1 protein-coding gene and 1 pseudogene are annotated in these 5,701 nt (G+C 66.6%); one reads left to right on the top strand and one right to left on the bottom strand.

The annotated features are described in order from the left end of the window. Positions 1–981 precede the first annotated feature (981 nt). Positions 982–2,350 (bottom strand): annotated as a pseudogene (locus EQG76_RS23695) (IS3 family transposase). Between the two features lie 1,722 nt (positions 2,351–4,072). On the opposite strand from EQG76_RS23695, the gene EQG76_RS23690 reads away from it, so the two are divergent. After that, a partial coding sequence (locus EQG76_RS23690; RefSeq protein WP_159716936.1) for a bifunctional metallophosphatase/5'-nucleotidase occupies positions 4,073–5,701 on the top strand: 1,629 nt, incomplete at its 3' end.

The raw sequence follows: 5,701 nt of genomic DNA, 5'->3' as shown, positions 1-5,701 counted from the left end.
CCGGCAGGCGCACCAGCCTCACCGCCTATCCCTGCCTGAGCAGGGCAGGACTTCAGGGAGGTGGTATCATGGGATTGGAGACCGCGCTTGGCGCCGGGGAGTCAGCGGCCGGCCCGCTTTCGTAGCGAAGCAGAGGATCTGCCTCACGAACGGACCAATATTGATGGCCAGCGGGTCGAGCGGTGGTCGACGTCGGCCGCGGCGATCACCGTGATAGATGGTTCCGACTGCACTGCCCGGTCTTCACGCAGGGTGAACCGGCCAGAAATGAGGCGGGGCCACTCTTGATCGGCTGGTCGAGGAACGACAATGTCTGCTCATCGATCCCCATGCAGAGCCATCTGGTTGGGGGCTGGCCGGGCTTCGGCTGCCGCGGAGCATGTCGGTCAGAAAGGCGAATCATGCGTTGCATGCGACTGGATCGGGCCAGCGGGCTGCCAGATCGTCCGCCAAGAGAAAGGCAGCGCCTGAGGATGTTGAGGCGCCTCTGGTAGCGGATGGTGAGGCGCTGGTAGCGGCTGAATCAGGCGAAGATGCGCTCGATGATCCACTATTGCACTTGTCCGCGCATGGCTTGCTGGCGGGGTGCTCGGTCTGCCTCGCGTGTCCCTCGACAGGGCAATGCCTCGATCAACGGCCTGGGGAGCTTGCGGTCGCGCCGGTTCACCACAGTGAGCAGGACGGCGAGCGAGATGCTGTGGCCGTCGATGAAGAGGTGGCGTCGGGAGCCGAGCCTGTCTTGGGCGCATGGATCGCTTCGTCCCTCTTCTTGCTACGGACGATGCGCCGTCGTCGCAGGTCCGGCTCCAGTCGATCGCGCTGGTCTTGCTCAGTCGGGCGGGCAGAACCAGGTGCAACCGCGTCCACGGGCCGGCGCCTTGCCAAGGCCATCTTGTTGGGAGGCAGGCACATTGACCGTCAGCAGGCGTGGAGTTGCCTCCGTCAGACTGGACACGCGGCGGGTTGAGACATGGCTCTGCGCTATGCGCTAGGTGATCGATAGCCGAGCCGGCTGTGGGGATGGACTTCGTTGTAGTCGGTCATCCACTTTCCGGCAGGGGCCAGAGCCGTGGCCGCATCCGGGATCGGGTTCACGCGGACATAGTCGCGCTCGAAGGTCTTCACGAAGGCTTCGGCGATTCCATCGGCTTTGGCCGATCCCACGGAGTGATGTCAGCGGAGCTGACAGGGCTCTCGGGGCTTTCGGCTGGCGTGAAGCAGAGGATAAGCCCGAGCGCTGTCGCCAGATCGATGGTCTTGGCCGGCGCATAGACCGAACCGTTATCGGATAGCCACTGGATCGGGTGAGGTGTCCTGACGGCACCAAAGCGCTGCTCGACGCAGGCAATCATCAGGTCACGGATGATCTCGCCGGAAAGACCGGCCGTGGTGGCGGCCCATCGATCGCAGGAGGCGATCGATCCAATTCCGCAGGGACGGCGGTTAGGAGACCGCCGCGGGGCGATCACCTCCCCGGTCATGGCAGTCCAGGGCGAAGGTGACGCGTACGGCCTCGCCATTCCAGCAGGTGAACTCCATCGCATCCGAGCACCATTATCTGGCAAGAGCCGGATGATCCGATTCCTGCAAGGACGGCGGTCAGCGGCCCGCCAAGGGCGGGTATTCGAGTGCAGGGTCACGACCTTACGGTCATGGGTACGCTGACGCGGCGACCGGTATGCCTGGCAAGCAGCAGGTCGTGCTTCTTCATCAGCCGATAAACGCGCTTGTGGTTGATCCCACTTCTGGCCGGTCGTTGTCGCTTCAGGAGCGCGGTGATCCGCCGGTAGCCGTAGGTGGGTCGCTCGTCGACCAGACGGCGGATCTCGGCAGCAAGCTCCAGGTCTCCATTACAAACTTGCGGGCCACACCTAGCACGTATGCCCTTCATCCGCTCAGCAATGTTGGAGCGGGCCACGCTCAGTGTCTCGGTTACCGCCTTTATCGGGGTGAGGCTTCAGAGCAGACGAACGACTTGAGCACAGAATTGGACCGTCAGGTCGCCTTTTTTTGGCCGGACAAGGTCAAGCGCCTCCTTGAGGATCTCGACCTCCAGCGTCTTCCTGCCGAGCAGGCGCTCGAGTTCGCGGACCCATTCGTGGAGCTGTCGTGCCTCCGCAGCTGGAACGACCTCGTCATCGGCACGAACGGCTTCGCGACCACCTTCGCTCCTCCGCCGCCTCCAGCAGAACACCATGCTCGGCGAAAGGCCGTGCTGGCGGGCCACCTAGCTGATCGACATGCCGGGCTGCATCGATTCCGCCACGATGGCCAGCTTCTGCTCGGTCGTGAAGCGGCGCCGCCGGGCCACGCCGCTGATCAGCTCGATCTTTGAAAACGTGTCGGACATAGGCACATGCCTAGGACTAAGCCTAGGCCCTCCGGCTGAGGCCGGTGCCCGGTCGAAACGGGGGGCACTTCAACGCGGTCGATCCGCTTCGCGAACTGGGTGCGGCCAGCGGGCAGCGTGGGGCCGACGCCGTGGGCGCGACACGAACACGATTGTGCCCAGCGTCATGGGATCATCGACCAGTGGACGCCCCGTCCTCCGGGCGAGACGGCCGCACCGGCAAGAGTCGCCAAAACGTCCGCCATACTCTGGCGGCGACCAGAGGATCCTCCGTCTCCACTCATCCTGGGCCGAGTAGCGCCACGTCGTGGGTGAACGCGCAGGATCAATTCGTGCTGCTGCGCGGCGCGCGGGGGCGCTGTCAGCGCTTGGCCCAAGCGGCGCTTGTGCTGGCTGAAGGCGCTCGCCCCGTGCCATCGCTCGCGATAGAGGCGGAACGCGACGTCGTGGTGCAGCGTGCGGCGGTAGGGCGTGTCGGACGACGATCCACCCGCGTTCGGGGGACGGGACAGCGTCGCCGCGTCCGGCACCGCATCCCCAGGCCGAGGCAACGAAAGTGCCGGAGGCTCATCCGGTCTCTCATCGAGCGCCGGTCCGAGAGACGGTACGACTGCCGCAGGAGCAGGGTCCCGAGCTGAACCAGCGGTGGGTAGGCAGGTCGACCGGTCGGTGCCCGTCGCACAGGCTGTAGTGCCTCGATCGGCTGCCAGCCGGCCTGCGACGTGATCCGCTCCAGGCGCTGATCGCTTCAAAGGCCGCCGGCGACAGCGCTTCGACCAGGCTCCCCTGATCCGCCGCCTTGCGCGTCATCGGCCGGTCCCCCCTGCGATCGGCAGGATCCACTCACGACCGGTATGACCAGCACCAGGGTCTCGCGGGATCTCCATCGGGTACCAGGCGGCCAACCCCATCATCCCGTGCAACGGATCGGTGTTCGGGGACATCCATCGGCGCCCGCAGGCTCATCGTTCCGTCGGTTGTCGGTGGTTCTGCTCGAGTCGGGAGTACGCGGAGCCACTCCTGTCGCCACCGCCCGTGGTCACGCTCGACTGAGCTATCTCCCGGGAAACGACTTGGCGGGGGTGGGTAGTTATGCGGCAGCAGCGGCCACGTCCGACAGGGTAGTGGAGGCGGGCGACAGGTGCTCCGACATGGCAGCGAATGTCGGTAAATATAGACCGGCTGGCGCTACAGCCCGGGTGTGGCACAGCAGCGGGGCGCCGCGGTGCTCGGAGTGCGGTCGGAGTGCTGCGTGCGCTGTGGGTTCATTCGGGTGCACTGCGTGGGGCACGAGGAGGGACTTGGCTTCCGCCATCTGCCCGCCCTGCCGGGTGGATGGGCAGGTGCTTGCCGCCGCGAGGGCTGACGGCCCGCCGGCCGTAGCGGCGGTGCGTGCGGGCAGAGAAGAAAGAGGGGCGGCCTCCGGATCGGCGGCCGCCCCAAGCAGGCATCACAACGTCAGGAAGAACTGGACCGGCCGCACCCTGGGGGGAGAAGGGTCGCCGGCCCATGACCTGAACTCTACGCCTACGCGGTAAATCAAAGGTTAACGCGCGCGACCGCGCCAAAACTTTCTGGCGTGCGGAAGGCGAAGAATACGTATCATAGTATACAGGAGGGCGGATTGCCCCGACATAGCGCCTGGACAGGGCGGGTTGTCCTGCATGAGCCAGGTGCTAAGCCATGAGCGACGGGCCGGTCCGGCCGCAGAGGAGGGTGCATATGAGGCTTCGGCTCAGCCTGCTGGCTCTGGTCCTGGCCGTGCCGCTGGCCTTGTCGCCCCCGGCAGGGGCGCAGGCGGAGGGTGATCCGGGCGCGGGAGCTGGGGAGCGAGTCGAGCTGCGCATCCTCGCGATCAACGATTTTCACGGCAACCTGCTGCCGCCGGCCGGGGGCATCAAGCTGCCGGATCCGGACAATCCGGAGCAGATCGTCGCCGTGCCGGCCGGGGGTGCCGAGGCGATGGCGACGCTGGTCGCACAGCGCCGGGTCGGCCGGCCGAACACGATCTTCGTGGCTGCCGGCGACCTGATCGGCGCCAGCCCGCTCCTGTCCGGCATCCTGCACGACGAGCCGACGATCGAGAGCCTGTCAAAGATGGGGCTGGAAGCGAGTGCCGTCGGCAACCACGAGTTCGACGACGGCCTGGCGGAGCTGCTCCGCCTCCAGCATGGCGGCTGCCCGCCCGGCCAGCCGGACTGTGCGGGCAGCGAGCGGTTCGCGGGTGCGGGCTTCCAGTACCTGGCCGCCAGCACCATCGACGATGCGACCGGCCAGCCGGTCCTGCCGCCCTATCATGTGAAGGAATTCGAGGGCGTGCCGGTGGCGTTCATCGGCCTGACCCTGAAAGCCACTCCCGGCATCGTGGTCCCGTCCGGCGTGGCCGGCCTGACTTTCAAGGACGAGGTCGAGACGGTCAACGGGCTGGTCCCGGAACTGCGTGCGAAAGGCATCGAGGCGATCGTGGTGCTGATCCACGAGGGCGGCTACCCGACCGGCGGCATCAACGAGTGCCCGGCCATCGTCGGGCCCATCACCGAGATCGTGCCGAAGCTCGACTCCGCCGTGGACCTCGTGATCAGCGGCCATACCCACAAGACCTATGTCTGCGAGATCGACGGGCGCCTCGTCACCAGCGGCGACAAGTTCGGCACGCTGGTGACCGAGATCGACCTGACCCTCGACCGCAACAGCCGCGACGTCGTCACGGCCAAGGCGGAGAACCTCGTCGTGCGGACCGAGGAACTCGCGAAGGACCCACAGCAGACGGCGCTGATCGAGCACTACCAGAAGATCGTGCAGCCCTTGGCCGAGCGCGTGGTGGGCCATGTGACCGCTGCGCTGACCAAGGAGGAGACGCCGGCAGGCGAGACCACGCTTGGCGACGTGATCGCTGATGCGCAGCTGGCGGCGACCACGGCAGAAAGCGCGAGCGGGGCGGAGATCGCCTTCACCAACCCGGGCGGCGTGCGCACCGAGCTGCCCTTCAGGAACGGCGGTGCCGTCACCTATGCCGACCTGTTCGCCGTGCAGCCGTTCGGCAACTCGCTCGTGACCATGGAGCTGACCGGCCGGCAGATCGAGCGGCTCCTGGAACAGCAATGGCTGGACCAGCCCAAGCCCCGCATCCTGCACGTCTCGGCCGGCTTCACCTATCGCTGGGACGGCACCAGGCCGCCGGGCGAGCGGGTGGATCCCGCCAGCATGATGCTGCATGGCCGGCCGATCGAGCCGGACGGGGCCTACCGGATCACCGTCAACAGCTTCTTGGCCGAAGGAGGCGACGGGTTCACGGTGCTGAAGGAGGGCAAGGACCGGGTGACCGGGCCCTACGATGTCGATGCGCTGGCC

Source organism: Geminicoccus flavidas (assembly GCF_009806515.1).
GTDB classification, from domain to species: Bacteria; Pseudomonadota; Alphaproteobacteria; order Geminicoccales; family Geminicoccaceae; genus Geminicoccus; species Geminicoccus flavidus.
This window is presented reverse-complemented; position numbering and strand designations above follow the sequence as displayed.